The following is a 19,973-nucleotide window of genomic DNA, read 5'->3' on the forward strand; positions in this document are numbered from 1 at the left end:
ATAAACAACCATGCGCAAAGCCATTATCATCCTCCTCTCCCTCTTTCTTTCCGCAGTCATCATCGTCACCTTCCTGGTGAAAACCGCCCCCCTGGCCAATAAAGTCCTGAACGGATTTGACAGAACCATCCTGCCGGCCAGCTTCCTCACCCCATTAGGCAACATGCCCGCCAGCGACAGTATCCAGCTCGTAAGCGGCGCTACACCTACCCAACTCTTTTTCTCTACTACCGACCCTACCCTCATTCTCAGTACCGATTATCATTTTAAACATCCCCGCCAAATCCGGCTGCCCCTCTCCCAGGGCCTCATCGATTCCCTGCAAACCTATTTCTATACCACCATCGACTCTCCCTACGTACATATCTATGCCTACAACCTGCCGGCTATTATCACCCTCCCCCTCTCCGGTGGTACTCCACAGGTGTTCAGGTTAGCTCCCGGAGGCTTCTCGAAAGCATATGCCATCGCCCCCGATCAGTTCATTCTCCGTAAACTGGACAGGAAAATTTTTGATCAGCAATTCCTGAAAGTTAATACCACTACCCATACAATCACCGTTGAAAAAAACCTCTCTACCCTACACCAGGATGGAGGTATGAGTACTGACGGCACCCTTATTTACGATTCGGCAAACAAAAAACTGATCTATACCTATTTCTACCTCAATCAATTCTTTAGTTTCGATACCTCCCTGCAAAAGTTACACGATGGCCATACCATCGATACCTCCAGCCATTCCCGCTTCCAGCTGTCTGATGCCACTGCCCGCAATGAACATGTATTCACCAGTCAGGGACCCGACCAGATGGTGAACAATACCAGCTTTGTACACAAGGGAAAATTATTCATTCACTCTCTCCTGAAAGGAGATCATGAAGCGGAAGGGAAATTCAGTACCAATACAGCTATTGACAAGTACGATGTAAATACGCATCAATACCTGGGCAGCTTCTACCTGCCACTGCGCCCAGAGAAAGTGCTCCGTATCCAGATCTTCAATGATAAAATGGTTATACAATGCAGGGATTACATCTATAGTTACGCTATCAATACCCGGGATTCTGTGTTAAATTAGGATCCTTGTCCAGTTCCTGTTGCGGAATAGGATATAATGCTGCCCAGTCCTTCCAGAAACCGGGTTTCAAAGTGCCCAATACATTGTTGATAGTGCCCATGCGTTGCAGCGTGAGCCAGCGGTCTCCCCATTCACAAAATAGTTCCACTCTTCTCTCCTGCTCCACTGCCGCCAGGCAGGAGGTACGGGTATGATTGGCATCCAGCGGATCCAGTCCGGCAACAGCCCTGATCACGTTCAGATCTGCTATCGCATCAGTATAATTCTCCTGCCGTGCCCTTGCTTCTGCCCGTAACAGGTACAGTTCTGCCAGGCGGAAGACCATCAGGTACTCCCTTTTCTCATCGGTAGTAGTGGCCCGTTGTTTATATTTAAACGGATAATACCAGGTGTTGCCTCCATAAGTAAAAGACCGTGTCCAGGCAGTTTTGCGAAGGTCACCGGTTTCAAAGGCTGCCATCAGATCTGCTGACAACGGATAATAGGAAGCATCCCCCTCCAGCGGGATAAATAATTGACCCGGCCAGGTAAATCCATTGTCGTTCCAGATCTGCAAAATCGCCTGGGGACTATTGTACAAAAAAGCACTATCCTGTACACATAACCGATACCTCCCTGAATTGAGGACCTGTGTAGCATAAAATTCCGCCGCTGGCGATTGCTCACTTTGCAGGCAGATCCTTGCCATCAGCATCATGGCCGCATCCTTGCCGGCCCTCACCCGCTCTCCTCCCGGAACCACTTCCGGCAAAAGATTGATGGCACTCTGCAATTCCTGTTGCATCCACACGGTGATGCTATCGGCCGGACTCCGGTATGCCTTTGCCGTTTGCTTTACGTCAGTCGTCGTAATATAAGGCACATCTCCCCAGCAGTTTATGAGATAATAGTAACACAGGGCCCGCATAAACTTCGCCTCCCCCTGCCATTGCAACACCTTGACTGTAGTGAGGCCATTAGGTGCAGACAATCCTTCCAGCACCGCATTACACCTGTAAATTACTTTATAGTAAGTGTTCCAGATCTGGTTCATCTGCGGATCGTCCGATGGAATACTATTGTTTAAGTAGCGCTGATAGTAAGTATTCAATGTATTGCCTTCATCAGCAGTCATCCCATTGATTACCGACAATAAATTGCCACTGTAATACATTCCCATGTTGTAATAAAGATCTGCCACAGCAGCATCGGCACTGGCATCGGAACTGAATACACCATCGGCACTCTGCTCACTGTCCGCCGCAGGAACAGTCAGCAGTTTCCTGCACGATGTCAGGCAAAGCACCAGTATTATAATTCTTACATATACCATGTACTAAAGTGTTAACTGCATCCCCCCTGTGATGATTTTCATAGGTGGCAATGCCAGCTGTGTTTCCGGGTTTGCACCATTGTAAGGTGAAATGGTAATCAGATCCTGCCCTGCTGCATACAGCCTGCATTTGCTGACATGTACCCGCTTTATCCAGGCAACAGGCAGTTCATAAGCCAGACTGATATTTCTGAGCCGCAGGTAAGATGCATCCATATAGGCAGCATTGGAAAGAGACAGTTTTGTAGTGAGATCAAAAGCCTCATTGCCGGGTGTGGCGCTGGCTCTTTGTACATTTGTCTTGTCTCCATAATACTGCCAGCGGTCGAGTGCAAAAATAGTTTCATTGCGCAGACTACCTGGTGCATTGACATATACCTGTCCCTGTTGCCTTACATATTGCAGGAACCAGCTGAGAGAAAATTGACCGAATGTAATATCGTTCGTAAATCCTACATAGTAACGGGGATCCCTGTTTGCAACAGTCACCAGGTCGTTTGCACTGGAGAGATTCCCATCCTTGTTTACATCCTCAAACACCGCGACCCCTGTTTCAGGATTCACCCCCAGGAAATGATAACCTCTTACAATATTCAATGACTGACCGATTGCAAAGATAGTGGCATAGGAAGATGCTGCCAATGCGGGGAAGGATTGTAATTTATTGGCAAAGAATGTAGCATTCACACTACTCTTCCAGTTCAGTTGCTTACTTCGTATATTAGAGGAAGTGAGTTCTATTTCCCATCCTTTATTGCGTACAATAGCTGGCAGGTTCGCCTGGTAACTGGCAAAACCGGAGATGCCCGGCAACTGGTAACCGACTAACTGGTTGCTGCTCCAGTTTTCATACCGCGCTACCGCAAGGAAAAATCTGTCCTGCAGGAAACCCAGTTCCAGTGCAGCTTCCAGCTTCTTGTTTTCTTCCCAGCTATAATCGTCATTCGCAATACGCAGGGGTGCCAGTGTATTACTGTTCTGGTAATTGCCCCCGGGGCCATAGTTACTCATATATTGATAATCTGGGATCTGGTCATTGCCTGTAATACCACCACTTACCCGGAGCTTACCAAAACTCAGCCAGCGCAATTGTTTTAACCGGGGTTCTTCTGAGAAGATCCAGGCTGCACCAATCGCGCCGAAATCGCCGAACTGTCTGCCGGGACCAAAGCGGGAAGAACCATCTCTCCTGTAACTCACATTCAGCAGGTACTTATCCTGCCAGTTGTAATTCCATCTTGTAAAAAATGAGATATACCTGTATTCACCATGCGTATCGTCTTTGCGGATTACCGTATCAGCACCTGCCAGGGAGCCTAAATTATTTTCATCTGCATAGCCACTGCCTTCGGCAAATTCTCCCCTGTTGCGGGTACGCTGGAAGGTACCTCCTACCAGTGCATGCAGACTGCCCTTCGCTATGCGCATGGTATAATCTGCCTGTGGTTCTACGATGTAGCCTGACCGGATATTGTCCGCCACACGCACATAACTGCCGGTGGCAGATTCAGGATGCTGGGAAGACTGGGGGAAACTGAATGTCTGCCGCATATCAATTCGTGCATACCCACCGCTTAGCTTCAGGTAAAGGCCCGGATACAGGCGATAACGCAGCACGACATTGCTCAGTAAATTGCCTGTCTGACTATTGGCACGCTGTATTAAATACGCCGCCGGGTTATCGAGGTAGGTACCCCAGAAGAATTTACCGTTGCGATCATACATGGGATAATCAGGAGGCAGGTTGATCAGCGAATAAAGATCGTTGGAAATGCTCCTGTTATAATCAGTGGTAAATAAGGTGGTACTGTTGACCTCAAAACGTTCATTTACATCGTGGTGTTGTATGCTGAAATGACCGCCTCCCCTGGCATAAGAAAGCGCTGCCGGCAGTACAGAACCCTGCCTGTAATAATTGCCTGCCAGTCGGAATGTAGTCAGCTCATTGCCACCGGAATAACTCAGCTGTACATTGGTCACGGGTGCTGTGCCCCCGGTCAGGTATTTCTGCCAGTTCATATTGAGCGTGGTATCCCAGACCAATAGGTCAGGTGCGTCTGCTACCCCGGGGGTGATGCCGTCATTTTTAAATGCATCCCTGCGCATGGCCAGGTATTGAGGAGTATTCAACATGGGGAATGAACCGGCGGTACGGCCGGCACCCTGGTAGACGTTCAGTTCCAGCTGCGATGGGCCGGGTTTCCCTTTTTTGGTGCTGACAAGCACGACTCCATTGGCACCACGGGAACCATAGATGGCCGTAGCGTCGGCATCTTTAAGAATGTCGACACTTTCTATGTCGGAAGGATTAATGCTGTTAAAAGGGCTGATATAGCGCACAGCGCCCTGTAGTTCGTCCAGCTTGTTCAGCGGCGAGATGTCAAAAGGAACGCCATCGACAATGAAGAGGGGATTATTCCCGGCTGCAATGGAATTACGGCCCCGGATATAGACTTTGATTTCGGCTCCCGGCAGGCCATTGGTATTCATCACGAGTAAGCCGGGAATCTGCCCCTGCAGGGCAGTGAGTGGATTTACGACCGGCTGACTTGCGATTTGCGCTGCAGTGATACGGTTTACATTTCCCGTCAGCAGGCGGCGGCTACTGGCTCCGTAACCAATTACCACAGCGGCATCCAGGCTGTTGACTGCTTCCGACAAATGAATCACATGCGTATGGAAAGGAGCCAAAACAGTATCCAGCGGTGCAAAGCCCAGTGATGAAATATGTAAGACAATATTGCGGGGTAGCTGGCGTAGTTCAAATGCGCCATCATTACCCGTAGTGATACCGCGGGAAGTACCTTTGAGCATTACAGTCACACCTGGCACGGCCTGCTCTCCATCTGTACGGATGTACCCTTTCACCACATATTGCAGGGTATCCTGTGCGGGCGCAGCTGCAGCCGGGATATCGGTCCTGGCCGATTGCTGTAAAAAAATCCTGTTGTTCAGCAGTGTCCAGCTGATATGTTTATCCTGTAATACGATTTGTAAGATCTGATCCCATGGCACCCTGCGAAAATGTGCATTCACTTGTTCCGTTTCATCCAGGATAGCATTGTCGAACACAAAATAATAACCGGTCTGCTTTGAAATACTTTTAAAGATCGCTGATAATGGAAGGTGTTTACCTACTACCGTTACTTTCGCACTGTGATCAGCAGTCTGGGCTAAAGCAGTGGACCGCAGTAATAAAAGGTACAAAACACAGAGGGTTCCAATAACGCTACAAACATGCTTGGCCATCCTTGAGTTTTAAGGTACGGATTTGTTGGCTTCTTCTGACAAGTTTTGAATTGGTTGAGTTTTAATCACAACGTAATATGCTTCCGTCCTGAAAGAACGCTCTTCAAATACCTTCGTCTTAAAGGAACGCGTTAATTAATTGCCTTCGTCTTAGTGTTAATTGCTTTCGTCTTAGTTAATTGCTTGCTTTCGTCTTAATTGAATAAAGGCAAGCTTTTTAAGCCAGCCTTCCTAATTGTTGGCACTAAGATATATCTTCTCTGCTGTAATGTGATATGATATTCCGGAAGTTTTTTTCAGACCATCGAGGAATTCGGTGATAGCATGGTCTCTTTCTATCACACCGGTGAGCATTTTATGGGTCAGGCTTGTGTCTTCAAAAACAAGGGTTTTGCCATACCAGTGGCGAATCACCGCATCCAATGAACTGAGTGACTGGTTGTAATAAGCATACTCGCCCTTACGCCATCCCAGTGTAATGTTTTCATCAAATGCACGTACTAATTGTGAATGCCCTGCTGAGTAAACGGTTTCCATACCAGGCTTTAGCAGCACCGGATTTTCATGGCTGCGGGCAGTACTCACACTCCCCTGTACCAGGGAGGTAACCACCAGGCTGTCAGAATAAGCATTGATATTAAAAGCGGTTCCCAGGACTTTGGTATCGATTGAACCTGTGTGCACAATGAAAGGATGCGCGGCATCAGGCGCAATATTGAAATATGCCTCTCCTTCCAGGTAGACCTCCCTGGTGCTTCCATTGAAAGCAAAAGGAAAACGGAGCCGGGAAAAGGCATTGAGGTGTACCTGTGAACCATCGGCGAGTACTACCCTATAATCACGGCCTGTAGGCACCAGCAGGGTATTCCAGCCATTAGCATTGCCGGTAGAGGTAAAGGTTAGCTGGCCAGGTACCGGGTGCAGCCTGGCCTGCAGGGCAGTAATATCTTCGCTGTTGTTTTCCGGCAGACTGATAGTATCGCCATTCTCCAGCAGGAGCCTGATTGCGCCGCTGGTATTGGTATGAGCCATTAATACATTTCCGCCGCGTTTATGTCCTGAAACCAGGAAAAACAGCCCTATGGTAACTAAAACAAGAAAACTGGCAGCTGCCAGCCAAAGTTTTGAAGGAGATTTTTTAATGATTTGAATTTGATCGGGGGCATCTTCCTGTTCCTCTTTTTCTGTGGCCTGTGCGCCGACTTTTTCAGTGGCTTGTTCTCCGGATTTTTCCGGTTCCTGTGCTCCTGTTTTTGCTCCATCAGCCTGATCTGCTTCCAGGAGAGACAAAACCTTCCCCCATGCCATTTCATTGTACACATCGGTCATAAAGCCGGGGCCAGCAGCCGTCAACGCCTCTTCCATTTCGTTCAGACAACGCTGTACATTAGGATCCTCCGCGGCCGCCTTGTTCAGGATGTCGAGATTTTCCCTGGTGATTTCACCACTCAACTTTTCCAGAATCAGCTGAAAGATATGTTCTTCGTTATGAATCATTGGGCTAAAAAAAGAAAGTTGTCACCTACTACAGGCGACAGGTTTTTCGTTGGCATTAATAATTACTATTTGCGAAGCCTGAGTGTTCTGAGGACTTCTCTGCATAACTGTTTAGCGTATAGGACACCGTTTTCCATTATTCTTTTAAACTGTTCTCCTCTGTCTTTTTCAGGAGAGGAAAAACTCAGCGCGCCGTTCATATCCACCTGGTTATAGGGTGTCGGTAAAGGAAACTCAACGTGGCGGACCATCAATAAGCCGGGATCTGCGGAAAAGCTGTCGTTTGAATCACTTTTCCTTACCAGATTAACACAACTGTTGTGTACCATTTTGTATAAATACCCACCCATAGAGTGGTCTATTTCCAGATATAACTGCTCCTCCCATACCTGTACGAATACATGCTGTACCAGCTGCTCGGCCTCCTCCATTACAGTCAGCATCGTCCTGGCCTTCAGGCATAAGGGCTTATAATACTTCATAAAGAAATATTGATAAGCTTTCAAATCTCCGCCTTTCAGGGCAGCCAGCATTACCGAATCATCCATATACTGCATACAGCGTGTTTTTGGGAAAAACGTTAACAGTTATTACCGTAAATATCATATTTCCCTGATCGCCACAACGTTAATACCATGTTAACAGGTATATTTTACGTTTTTTTGGCCGCCTATGGCTGGTTCCGGTAGGCAAATTCATGTAAAATTTACCCTCTAAAACCGGGATAAACCTACGATTTATTAACTGAACAAAGATCGCTTTATTGCTTTAACGATTTAGTTTTTTTGGGTAATTTTTAAAGTTATCCAGGTAAAAAAAGCCCCCGCAGGTGCAGGGGCTATGAAAATCAAATAATTATTGTTGTTCTAAGGAGTTCCAGCAGCACATCCACATCTATCGGCTTACTCACATACCCATTCGCCCCTGCTGCCAGGCATTTTTCCCGGTCTCCCACCATCGCCTGGGCCGTTACCGCTATTACCGGGATCTCCACCAGCTCAGGGTCTTTCCTTATGATGGACAGCGCTTCATACCCATCCATTTCCGGCATCATCATATCCATCAATACCACCTTCACATCCTTTTCCGCTTTCAATGTCGCGATTCCCGCAGGTGCATCTGTTGCAGTTAACACCTCAAATCCTTTTGCCTTTAATACCAACCTTAATGCGTAAATGTTACGCGAGTCGTCGTCTATAATCAGAATCTTTTTCATGTGTCTTTTAAACGTTACGGGAATTATCGTACAACCATACCCTCAGCAAGGATACCAGCTGGTCAATATCTACAGGTTTCGAAATATAATCGGAAGCGCCCGCACGGATACATTTTTCCCTATCCCCGATCATCGTCTTGGCAGTCACCGCCAGTATAGGCAGGTGGCGGTACCTCGGTACCTGCCGGATCATGCGGATCGTTTCATATCCATCCATTTCCGGCATCATCATATCCATCAGCACAATGTCTATATCACCGTTATTCTCCAGCTGCTGCATCGCTTCTTTACCATCCAGTGCCGATACAATCTTCATTTTATGCTGCTCCAATGCTTTAGTCAGCGAGAAGATATTTCTTACATCATCGTCCGCTATCAGCACCGTCTTGCCATTCAATACTTCTTTCAGACTACCCAGCTGCCTGCGGCTTGGCTTCTGACCTCCTTTTTCCTCTACCAGGTGCAGGAAGAGCGCTACCTCATCCAGCATACGCTGATAGGAATGCGCCGTTTTGATCACAATACTATCCGCATACTGGCGAATCCTGTTTTCCTCCGCGCGTGACAGGTTCTTACCTGTAAAAATGATGATTGGCAGATTCTCCAGGCCCGGATTATTCTTCACCGTTTCCAGTGTTTCATAGGCATGCTGGTCAGGTACCCCCATATCAAGGATCACACAGTTCACATCCTGTTTTTGCAGGGCCGTAATACTGCTGCTAATATTGCCGGTGATTTCTGTACTTACATTAAAGTTCTCCAGGAAGTAAGCGAGTGCCTGTGCATGCTTAGGATTCTCCTCCACGATCAACACTTTCTTAGGTCCCTTGCTCAGCGCTTCCTCCAGTTGCTGGAAGATGCGTGGCATCTGCTCCAGCGCCAGGGGCTTGTTGATGAAATCAACCGCACCTTTCTGCAGGCTCTCACGTTTTGCATCCATACTCGATACAATATGTACGGGTATATGACGCGTTGCCGGGTTAGACTTCAGGGCATCCATCACCTGCCAGCCACTCTGTACCGGCAGAACGATGTCCAGCAGGATGGCTACCGGCTTGTACTTCAATGCCCATTCCAGGCCCTGGTCACCTCTTACTGCCACAATCCCTTTATACCCACGTTTACGGGTAAAGTCGAGCAATATGCGGGCATAGCTGGTATCATCCTCTACAATCAGGATGATCTTATCATTTGCCCTGATGTCGTTCCTGTCGTCAGGAATTTCATCCGGAATAGCACTCGCTATAAAGTCAGCGTACTTATCTACAGGTTGCTGCGCCTCCTGCCATACCTTCTCTGCCTGTTCCTGCGTAGGTTCCGGTGCCAGTTCTTTTTCCACTTCTTCCGGATGTATAGGAATGGTCACCATGAATTCACTGCCATGATCCGGTTCTGAATCCAGTTTCAGTTCACCATGGAGTAACTTCGTCAGTTCACGGCTGATGGAAAGTCCCAGCCCCGTTCCACCGTACTTACGACGGGTAGAGCCATCGGCCTGCTGGAAGGCTTCAAAGATAACTGCCTGCTTATCCTTCGGAATACCTATACCTGTGTCTCTCACCGAAAACCGTACATAATTGCTCTGGTCAGGCAACAGCCCTACCTGCAGCGTTACTCCGCCTTTAGCTGTAAATTTCAGTGCATTGGACAACAGATTTTTCAGGATCTGTTCCAGGCGCATTTTATCAGTTTCGATCAATGCCGGTGCATCTGCAAGAATGTTGACATTGAAACTCAGGTTCTTTTCCCTGGCGATCGGTGCAAACAGGGATTCCATGTCTGTACAGATTTCGTGAACTGGAACGTTGGCAAACTCCAGGTCCATCTTACCGGCTTCAATCTTGGAGAGATCCAGGATTTCATCGATCAGGTTCAGGAGTCCCTTACCGGAGCTCTGGATGACGCGGGCTGATTCTATCTGGTCATCCAGCAGGTTGCCTTCGTTATTCTCTGCCATGAGGCGGCTCAGGAGCAGGATGGAGTTCAGTGGCGTACGGAGTTCGTGCGACATGTTCGCCAGGAACTCTGATTTGTACTTGGTACTTACTTCCAGTTCCTCTGCTTTCTTCTGGATTTCCAGGTTGCGTTCCACAATCACCTGGTTCCGGTCTTCCAGCATGCGGGAGCGCTCTTCCAGTTCCTGGTTGGCCTGTTGCAGTTCCTCCTGCTGTACGCGGAGTTCCTCTTCAGATGCCTGCAGTTTCTGCGCCTGTGCTTCCAGCTCTGTATTGATATTTTCGAGTTCGGAGTGCTGGGTTTGCAGCTCTTCCGCCTGTGCCTGTGTTTCTTCCAGCAGTTCCTGCAGGCGGCGGCGATTCTCTGCCGTGATGATGGCGAGACCTATATTGTGACTCACCTCTTCCAGGAAAGCAACATCGTTCTGCGTATAAGGAGTCAGGCTTGCCAGTTCGATTACACCTTTGATCCTGCCTTCGTAGTTGATCGGAACAGTGATGATGCTTGTTGGCTTTATCTCACCGGATGCATAGCTGATACTGATATGTTCAGGTGCTATATCCGTGATTAAAATTGTTCTGCCACTGGCAGCACACTGCCCTACCAGCCCATGACCGAAAGTTATTTCTTCTCTTTCTGCAGGAGGTATAAAAGCATAGCTACCGGAGAGCCACAGTCTCTTTCCGGAATCATTCACATATAAAGCACCTACCTGGCTATGGGTATATTCAGCAAGATATTCGATGATGTGGGCCGCGAGCATTTCTACCGTCTTCTCTCCCACCATTTTGGTATTCAGTCCGGCCACGCCTGTCTGGTGCCATTCTTTATCACCCAGCAGTTTGAAAGAAGTTTCAAGGGAACTGGCCATCCTATTGAGGGCATAGGACAAACTACCCAGGCCATCCTGCTCCTCGTCATTCACGCGGGTAGCATAATCGCCTGCCGAAATCTTCTCAGCTATGCTGCGGATGATATCGATTCGCCGGGTTATTTCCCGGTCCTTAGCTTCCAAAGCATGTTGTAACTGGGTGCGGAGGTCGAAGTCACGTTTTACCCGTACGTAAAACACAGATGTGATCATCAATGCAAGAAGTGCTGCAATCACAATGAGAATGGGAGTATAACCGGATACACGGTTCAGGCGGTCCGTACGATCCTGCAACAGTTTCCTTTCACGTGCTTCCATTACCCTCACAATGTTGCGGGCATCGTCCATGATCATACGACCACTTTGCAGGGTATCATAGCTGATAATTCTGCCACTTTTTTTCGCTTCTACAGATCTCTGGAGGAGAGCCTGTCTCCTCATAATGAGGAGGCGTAACTGTTCTATTGAGGTTTGCTGTGGAAGATTGTCCACAGTTAGTTGCCTTACCTGTTGAATTCCTGCTATAGCACTATCATATGCTCCCCGGTATGGGTCGAGAAATTCTTCATTGCCGGTAAGCAGGTAGCCTCTTTGCCCTGTTTCCCCGTCTTTCATAGAGGACAGTGTGTTTTCAAGGCCCATGATCACCTGATTAGTGTGATCTACCAGGGCAGCGCTATCCATCAGGTTTCTGATACTGAAAAATGATGCAACTGAGCTGATGATCAGCAGGAATAAGGATAAGCCGAATCCAATCAGCAGATTTCTCCTGAAAGTAGAACTAGTTTTCATCCAATCGTTGTTGTGCGGTGTATAAGGCCGTAAATATAGTGCCACATTATAAATTGTTATAAAAAAATGAGTTTGTCCCAATCAATTGAGACAAACTCATTCTTATATATTTGCCGGCAGGCGGCTTATATCTTTTCTAAATATGCGGCCAGTTTATTGATCGCTCCTGCGACAATAATGATCTGTTCCTGTGCTTCTTTCCAATCCCGCTGTTCTATCGCCTCTCTCACACCAGGTATTGTTTTCACGCCATAGCCCGTATAGAAACCCGGTGCATAGATTGTATGTTTGTACCAGTCCCTCCGTGGCAAACCACCAGTTACCAGCAGCTGTTGTTCCGCCTGATAAAGTGCCTGGTTGATGGCAGCTTTATCACCCGTACCTGCAGCCTTTACATTCGTATGGTGCGCAGCAGAATCCAGTGTGACCAATGCATTCTGCAAAGGTGAGAAATCCAGGTAAGGTACTTCTGCTTTCGTAGCCGGGGCCTTTACTTTTTCCAGTGGATCCGTTGCCAGATCGTACTGACGACTGCGGATCAGTTCATTTTCGATTGTTGTATTTTCCCGCATGGTAGTGACCAGGGCATCCAGTTCCTTTACATATCCTGCTATTGTTTTTTGCAGATTACTAAAGTTGAAAGGCAATACAGGCGCATCTGCAAGGCGTAGGGCCGCCCTGCCCGCAGTCTGTGCCAGTGCTACACCATAGGCAAATTCAGGATCTCCGAAACGGCGATAGTGATCCCAGCTATCAAAGATGGAGTGGTAATCGCCTCCTTCATCTTCACCTCCAAAACCTACGTTCAGAGAAGGGATACCCAGGTGCTGCAGGAAGGATGAATAGTCAGAACCGGAACCTAATGCAGACATCGTCAGTTGTGGTTGTTGCAGCAGGTCTTTTTTGGCTTTGGCATTACCGGCTTTCAGTACATCTGCGGCTTTCCTGCGCTCATAGATACTTACTTTGGTTTGTGGATCGGTCACCGTCTGTGCAATATCTGCCATCAGTGGTTCCAGTGCATGCGAGCCACCTGCATATAAAAAGCCACGGCCGTTGCCATCACTGTTGATGTAGGCCACCGCTTTCTGTTGCAGTTCCTGCGCATGATCTTCTACCCACTCGGTAGATCCCAGCAATCCAGGTTCCTCCCCATCCCATGCACAATATACAAGGGTACGTGCAGGCTGATAACCTTCTTTCACCAGCTGGCCGATGGCCTTTGCTTCATTCAGTTCAGCAGCCATACCACTGATCGGGTCAGAGGCACCATTTACCCATGCATCGTGGTGGTTACCCCTGATCACCCATTGGTCAGGGTATTGGGCACCTTTTAGTTTTGCGATTACATTGTAGGCAGGCACCAGTTTCCAGTCAAACGACAATTCCAGGTGCACCTTTCCAACGCTTGGTCCAATGTGATAAGTGATCGGTAAAGTACCTCTCCATCCCGCCGGTGCCACCGGTCCTTCCAGGCTTTTGAGCAGCGGCTGGGCATCGTGGTAACTGATAGGTAATACCGGTATTTTGAGCAGGTTGGTAGCCTGTGATCTTTCCAGCCTGTTAGCAGACTCCGTAGCCCCGGTACCCGGTGTGAGCGGATCGCCGGGGTAAATTACCATGTCCATGACTGATCCCCGCTGAACCCCGTATTCGTTTTTATAGGCACCTTTGGGATATACATCCCCCTGGGTATACCCGTCATCAGCCGGATCAGAATAGATAATACACCCTACCGCACCGTGTTCCTGTGCTACCTTGGGTTTGATACCTCTCCAGCTATGTCCGTATTTGGCGATGACGATCCTGCCTTTTACATCGATGCCCTGTCTTTCCAGCCAATCATAATCTTCAGGCAACCCGTAGTTAACAAATACGAGTTCCCCGTTTACATTACCATCCGCGCTCCATGCATTGTAGGTAGGCAATTGTCCCTCCTGTGCAGAAGTGCCATCCTCTTTCAATGCAGGCTCTTTTAGTACAGCTTTATAGGGAGTGGGGCCGCTAAGCTCCAGTACTCTCGTTTTAGGAGTTGGGAACAGCACCTTGTAAGTAACGATGCTGGCATCCCAGCCATAATTTTTAAATTTGGCAGCAATGTCTTCAGCCACAGCCTTTCCACGGGCCGAGCCAATATGATGTGGGTAAGCAGAATAGTATTTGATGTTATCTCCAATTTCTGCTGCGGAAAGCAGTTTGTCGAAGCGGGTCTCCAGCTGGAGCTGTGCGGCGGTTTCGCTGCTGTTATAACCAGTGATTGGCTTTTGCTGCGCAGTCGACAGCGTGGCATAGCTCAGGAAAACAGACAATACACAAGTAATACTACGGGTTTGCATGTATGTTTTTTTTAGTTGATAAAAAGGTAGACAAATATACTATATTAAACTAGTAGACTAATACTCTTTTTTCAACAGGAAGCAATACCTTGAATGGCAGCAGCCTGATTGCCGGATGTAGGACTGAATTTAAACCTTAGCCTACAGTGAGCGTCTAAATTTTTTCACTACAGATCCGGGGGCTGACCCTTTTACTTACAAAACCGGGTTCGCTCCATACTCGCTCCACAACTCATCCACCGTTTTTCCGGTCAGTTCTTTCCAGATGCCATCTGTGTAAGTGTTGGTCCGCATTGCTTTATCCAGCTTTACCACCATGTCTTTGTTTTTGTGTTTCTCCAGCCAGATCAGGAAACGGGCGGTAATACGATAAGCATTTTTGTAAGACTGCTTCTCATTATACGCCGGCAGGGTCCAGTTTGCACCGGGATTATCTACGCCCATGGTAGCCCGTACATAATCGGCAATACCTTCGGTGAGCCAGCCCGGGTTGTATTCCGGATATGCCTGAACCACATGCATCGCTTCGTGGGTCACCACATCGATATCACCTGGGTGCTTACGGAACCATTCCGGGTTGTAAGTGATGACAGAACCACTGGTAGCAGCAACACCATCATAGGCAGGATCCACTACGAATTCTACTTTCTTTACGGTGTTTTTGTTGTACTTCTTCGCTTCGGCCGGATAAACGGTGAAGAAAGTGCTGATCAGACGTGCTTTGACTGTGGAGTCGAGGTCAGGGCTCTTGTCAGTGAAGACAAGGGTGTAACCCTTACGGCTGATGGTTTCTGTCTTGTCCTGTGCCCGGGTTGTTGCGGGGAACAGGGACGCTGATAGGCATAGGATGCCCATAGTTCTTTTCAGACCTTTAATTGAGTAGACCATTTACGTGGGTGGTTTAAATAAAAAATAAAAGAAAGGCTTGCCCCCGCATCGCGGTAAGCAACCCTTACTTCGCTACAAAATAAATATTTAAAAATTAATTTTCTATTCTTTCATCATTCTCTCCCTCTTCCAGTTGTTCCGGCAATTGCCTTACTACTGTTTCCACAGGTTTTATCTCTGCCAGCTGTGTCTTCACCGCCGGTCCAAGATTCTGCAGCCTTCTTGCCTGCGGCATAAACCGGCTTTCCAGGCTGGCCACCGCACTGTTATAATGCCCTACCGCGGTAGTCAGACTCCCCCCGATAGATGCAAAATGTTTAATCAGCATACCCGTTCTGTTATACAGCTCAATACCAGCATTTCTTATTTCATCAATGTTTTCTGCCACGTGCAACTGCTGCCATACAAAACCCACCGTCCGCAGTAAGGTGATCAGGGTCGTCGGTGTTGCCAGCACTATCTTACTCCGGATTCCTTCTTCAATCAGTGTAGGATCTGCCTGCAAAGCCGCACCAAAAGAAGATTCTATCTGCATATAAAGAATCACATAATCAGGTGAATCTTTCCATTGACTCCAGTATGCCTTTGCACTCAGTTTCTTCAGGTGGTCCTTTACTGCATAGGCATGTTGTGCAAGCAATACCTTTCTTTCCTCCTCATTCTCTGTTTCAAAGGCCTTCATATAAGCACTTAATGGTACTTTGGAATCAACAATGATCGTCTTTCCCTCCGGCAGGCGAATAATCATATCCGGGCGTAACTGCCCATCCTCACTATTGACTGATACCTGCTCACTGAAATCACAATGCTCTGTCATACCAGCGAACTCTACTACCCTGCGCAATGCAATCTCACCATAGCGCCCACGGATATGAGACGTTTTCAGTGCACTCACTAAACTATGTGTCTCCTTCTGCAACTTCTCTGTACTTTGCTGCACACCAAGGATGAACTGGTTAATCTGTCCATACTGTTGCTGGCGGTTACTTTCCAGCTGACGCATATTCTCGTCGAAGCGTTGCAAACTTTCACTCAGCGGTTTTACCATGCTGTCAATTGCCTGCTGCCGCTTTTCCAGATCGCCCCTGGCATCTGTCAGCTGTGTTTCCAGCGCCGCTTTAGCCAGTGTTACAAATGAATTATTATTATGCTTCAAAGCTTCTGTAGACAAAGCACTGAATGCATCCCTGAGTTGCAGGTTAGATTGCTCTATAAAATGCTGTTGTTCCCGTAAGCGCGTTTCGCGGGCCTCTGCATCGCTATGAAGACGGATATTCTCCTGTAGTAAAATCTGCATGCGGGCATTCAGTTCTTCTGCCAATGCCTTTTTTTCCTGCACTTCCTGTTTCAACAGTTCTACCGCCTGGTTGCCGGCACCCGTCTGGGCCTCCATAACGGCAATGCGGGTCCTGTATTGATGTATGGTAAAAAGCAGCCACAAGATAACCGCTAAAGAAAGCACGACAATGATGATAATCTCCATATATAAGCGAAAAAAGGAATTTCGTGCAATAATAGTGAAAAATTACCGAGCGATGTCTTCCGGTTATTCAAGGATTGAAATAAAGGTTTCATAGATAGTTTTAAGCCATTCATCTCATTATATCAGAACTTTTTAAACTCAATTCGCAAAAGGATATCTAAAAAACCTGATAAACTTTAATTTAATTATAATTATGTATTATGATGAATTACGTAAGTTTGCCCGCGAATAAATTTTAGGTTATATTTTAAAGGGAGGAGCCTTTTTTACCCTTCAAAATTATAAAATTGTCAAATAGCAAAAAAAATCTATGAAAAAAGGATTGTTACTGGCAGGTGTTTTATCACTGTTTATTGGAACGGCTTCCAAAGCGCAGACATTTCATTACGGTTTAAAAGCCAGCCTGATGTTTTCCAGTATTCACGGAGATGGCATGGAGTCAGGAATTAAGCCAGGTTTCCAGGGTGGTCTGTATGCACAGTGGGATCTGTCAAAAGATGGTAAATGGGGTTTCCAGCCTGAATTGCTCTTTACACAGGCGACTGCAAAGAAAGCAAATGATTTTGCCACCTACTTCGTTTCTGACAGGAATACGTATGGTAATGACAAATTACAGCTCAGCTATATTACTGTGCCACTGTTGCTGCGCTACAACCCAATCAAGAACTTAACCATCAACGCGGGTGCACAGTACAGCTATCTCTTTTATGCAAATGAAAATATCTTCAAGGCTAACAGAGATGCACTGGTAAAAAGTGATATCGGCGCTGTATTGGGTGTACAGGTGCAGGTGGCAACCGTTCACTTCTTCGGCCGTTATGTATACGGGATCAACGATGTGCTGAATGTACATCCGGCTGACCGTAATGACGTTCACTGGCACTCTCAGCAGATTTCAATCGGGATGGGGATCAACATTAAATAATGTCAATCCCTCATCATTCTGATCGTACCATATACCGGGCCTGTACTATTGTGCGGGCCCGCTTTCATTGTAACGGTAACCTGTTTTTTGCCCTTCGTTAATTCAACCGGAATAGTATATTCAATTTCGTAGAACTTACTTGCTTTGTACTGGTTCAGATCTTCCGTCGCTACCTTCACACCATCGATCAGGATATCAAATTTGCGGTAACGGTTGTCCATTCCCCAATAACTGCACAGCAAACTATTGGGAGCTGCAGGATCTGTCTTCATCGTGAAACTCAGGTATCCGTCTTCCTCCGTCGCTCTCCATTTACGCCCATGCTCTTCGCCATTCAGTGTCTTTTCCCCACCAAAGTTGTGGTCCCTCTCCGGCTGCATCTCCCCTACTCTCAGCATGTCTACCGTCCTGGCTTCTATCTGTTGCTGTCGTTTCTTTTCTCCTTCATATTTTTCCTGTTGTACTGCCCAGGTTTGCGGGGTGAAAGCATCCCAGTATACACTGTAATATTCTTTCGCCACGGTATTGAACGGCACCAGTGTGAGGTCCTTAGGCTGGCCGGTTTGGATAGTGTGGAACACCAGTGGCTGATCTGCTTTCACCCAGTTATCCGGGTTGTTGTCTGCTGTTACCAATACCGGGATACCCGTTACCGGATCTGGTTCTGTGGTGCCCAGTACACCTGCCAATACAACAGGGCCGTAGAACAGCGCGATCCTGTCAGGATTGTCCGGCATACTTTCCTTATACACATTCATTGGCAGTTCCAACGTGATCCTGTCCCCGTTCTTCCAGCTGCGCTTTACAGTAATATATCCATCAGTACCCACCGTAACCCCTCTGTCAGTTTCTCCATTCACATTGATCTTCCAGCCCGGTTGTACCCAGTGTGGTTTGCGAATGCGCACTGCGAAGGTAGCAGGTGCTTTTGTATTGATTGTAAGTTCTACCTTATCATCCGCAGGTAATGAAGTAGACTGCTCAATCACTACATTTTTCTCTTTCCATTGCAAACGGGATGGAATAAAGAGGTTCACATACAGGCTGCCATCTGCCCCCTGGAAGTAAATGCTCTCGCCATACTTCACATGGTTTTCCATACCACTGCCCACGCAGCAGGTGAAGGTATTGAAGGTATCACTGAATTCCTTGCGGGTACCCATGCGCAAAGGAACAAAGTAACACATCATTCCATTTGAATGATTCTGTGAAGCAAGAATATGATTGTATAAAGCTCTTTCATAAAAATCCATATAGTGTGCATCCGGCTGCAGGGAGAAGAGGTGACGCGTCAGCTTCAGCATATTGTAGCTGTTGCAGGTCTCCATCGTGTTGTCAGTGAGATAGTCATTCAGCTTATCCGCAGGGCCCAGGTATTCGTAGTTACTGTTACCACCCGGTGCATAGCTGTGATGCTGTGTGACCGTGTTCCAGAAGAACCCTGCGATCACACTGTCTTTCTTTTGACCCGTTACTTCATAGCGACGGATGCAGCCGATCACTTTGGGAATCTGCGTATTGGAATGCTTGCCTGGCAGTACATCCAGGTTAGCTGCAAGTGAATCGAGAATGCGCACATCATGGAACTTGTAAGAGAGGTCCAGGTATTTTTTCTCCTTTGTCAACGTATAAGTATTCACTAATACTTCGTTCATCCCACCGTATTCACAGAGCAGCATTTTCTGGATCAGGGAATCGGGCAGGTGATTGATCTCTTTCGATGTCCAGTCGGCCATCTTTTTTTCTACTACCAGCGCCGTATTGTTATTGCAATAGAGATAGGCATCCAGCAAACCGGCCATGATCTTATGCACGGTGTACCAGGGGGACCAGCCGCCATTCAGATCGAAACCACGGCTTTTGATCTTGCCGGCAGCTACCTGTGCCCATACAGAGTCCTCACCCGGTATAGCGCCCAGGTAGCCTGTCTTGCGGGCCTGTTGACATTCGTCCAGTTCTTTTACAATATAATTTACCTTTTCAAGAAAACGTTTATCGCCGGTAGCGGCATATTCCAGTGCACAGGCAGACAGGTAGTGCCCTAAGGTATGCCCGGCCAGACCGGAAGATTCCCAGCCACCATATCTTTCTCCCTTTGCTTTCAGGCCTGCATGTTCCCTGAAGTCGGCCAGCAGGCGATCAGGTTCCAATACCAGCAGGAAGCGTTCATCTGCTTCCATCGCCTGTTTAAAAGGTCCGGCAGCAATGCTCACATCTTCCAGGGGGAAAGTATAGGCCTGTAATTTCACGACAGGTTTTACCTTCATCTTTCCGTTATCTTTCATGGGTGAGAAAGATTGTGCGGAGCAAAATGCAACAGGCAACAGGAAGGAAAATATAGCGAGTGTTTTCATGCGTCAAAATCGTTTA

The 19,973-nt window shown here is 47.5% G+C and carries 12 protein-coding genes; 2 read left to right on the plus strand and 10 right to left on the minus strand.

Annotation, left to right across the window (positions count from 1 at the left end; all coding sequences use genetic code 11):
- The first annotated feature begins 10 nt into the window (after positions 1-10).
- A complete protein-coding gene (locus tag DXN04_RS18445; RefSeq protein ID WP_116854851.1) occupies positions 11-1,078 on the plus strand; it encodes a hypothetical protein in 1,068 nt (355 codons plus the stop codon).
- On the opposite strand, the gene DXN04_RS18450 is transcribed toward DXN04_RS18445, so the two are convergent.
- From DXN04_RS18450 to rmuC, 9 genes are all read right to left on the minus strand, one after another.
- Positions 1,050-2,390, minus strand: coding sequence for a RagB/SusD family nutrient uptake outer membrane protein (locus DXN04_RS18450; protein WP_116854852.1), 1,341 nt, complete (start codon positions 2,388-2,390; stop codon positions 1,050-1,052). The genes DXN04_RS18445 and DXN04_RS18450 overlap by 29 nt on opposite strands.
- A gap of 3 nt (positions 2,391-2,393) precedes the next feature.
- Positions 2,394-5,639: a SusC/RagA family TonB-linked outer membrane protein gene (locus tag DXN04_RS18455; protein ID WP_116854853.1), complete on the minus strand. Its 3,246-nt coding sequence runs from the start codon at positions 5,637-5,639 to the stop codon at positions 2,394-2,396.
- A 231-nt stretch (positions 5,640-5,870) separates the two neighbouring features.
- Positions 5,871-7,136, minus strand: coding sequence for a FecR family protein (locus DXN04_RS18460; RefSeq protein WP_116854854.1), 1,266 nt, complete (start codon positions 7,134-7,136; stop codon positions 5,871-5,873).
- A gap of 65 nt (positions 7,137-7,201) precedes the next feature.
- On the minus strand, positions 7,202-7,693 hold the full coding sequence (locus tag DXN04_RS18465; RefSeq protein WP_116854855.1) for a sigma factor: 492 nt from the start codon (positions 7,691-7,693) through the stop codon (positions 7,202-7,204).
- 290 nt (positions 7,694-7,983) lie between these two features.
- Positions 7,984-8,352, minus strand: a complete 369-nt coding sequence (locus DXN04_RS18470; RefSeq protein ID WP_116854856.1) for a response regulator — start codon at positions 8,350-8,352, stop codon at positions 7,984-7,986.
- 7 nt (positions 8,353-8,359) lie between these two features.
- Positions 8,360-11,971, minus strand: coding sequence for a response regulator (locus DXN04_RS18475; protein WP_116854857.1), 3,612 nt, complete (start codon positions 11,969-11,971; stop codon positions 8,360-8,362).
- Between the two features lie 125 nt (positions 11,972-12,096).
- Positions 12,097-14,307: a transferrin receptor-like dimerization domain-containing protein gene (locus tag DXN04_RS18480; RefSeq protein ID WP_116854858.1), complete on the minus strand. Its 2,211-nt coding sequence runs from the start codon at positions 14,305-14,307 to the stop codon at positions 12,097-12,099.
- Between the two features lie 195 nt (positions 14,308-14,502).
- Positions 14,503-15,195 carry a basic secretory protein-like protein gene (locus DXN04_RS18485; RefSeq protein ID WP_116854859.1) on the minus strand — a complete coding sequence of 231 codons (693 nt, stop codon included), beginning with the start codon at positions 15,193-15,195 and terminating at the stop codon, positions 14,503-14,505.
- Positions 15,196-15,289: 94 nt separating this feature from the next.
- Positions 15,290-16,678, minus strand: coding sequence for a DNA recombination protein RmuC (gene rmuC, locus DXN04_RS18490; protein ID WP_116854860.1), 1,389 nt, complete (start codon positions 16,676-16,678; stop codon positions 15,290-15,292).
- A 310-nt stretch (positions 16,679-16,988) separates the two neighbouring features.
- Between rmuC and DXN04_RS18495 the strand changes: the two genes are divergently transcribed.
- Entirely contained in the window at positions 16,989-17,603 is a 615-nt protein-coding gene (locus DXN04_RS18495; protein ID WP_116854861.1) for a porin family protein, read from the plus strand.
- Positions 17,604-17,605: 2 nt separating this feature from the next.
- Here DXN04_RS18495 and DXN04_RS18500 read toward each other — a convergent pair whose 3' ends face one another.
- Entirely contained in the window at positions 17,606-19,957 is a 2,352-nt protein-coding gene (locus tag DXN04_RS18500; RefSeq protein ID WP_116854862.1) for a glycoside hydrolase family 127 protein, read from the minus strand.
- Positions 19,958-19,973: the final 16 nt, after the last annotated feature.

The sequence above is a fragment of the Chitinophaga silvisoli genome (genome assembly GCF_003412465.1).
Classification (GTDB): Bacteria; Bacteroidota; Bacteroidia; order Chitinophagales; family Chitinophagaceae; genus Chitinophaga; species Chitinophaga silvisoli.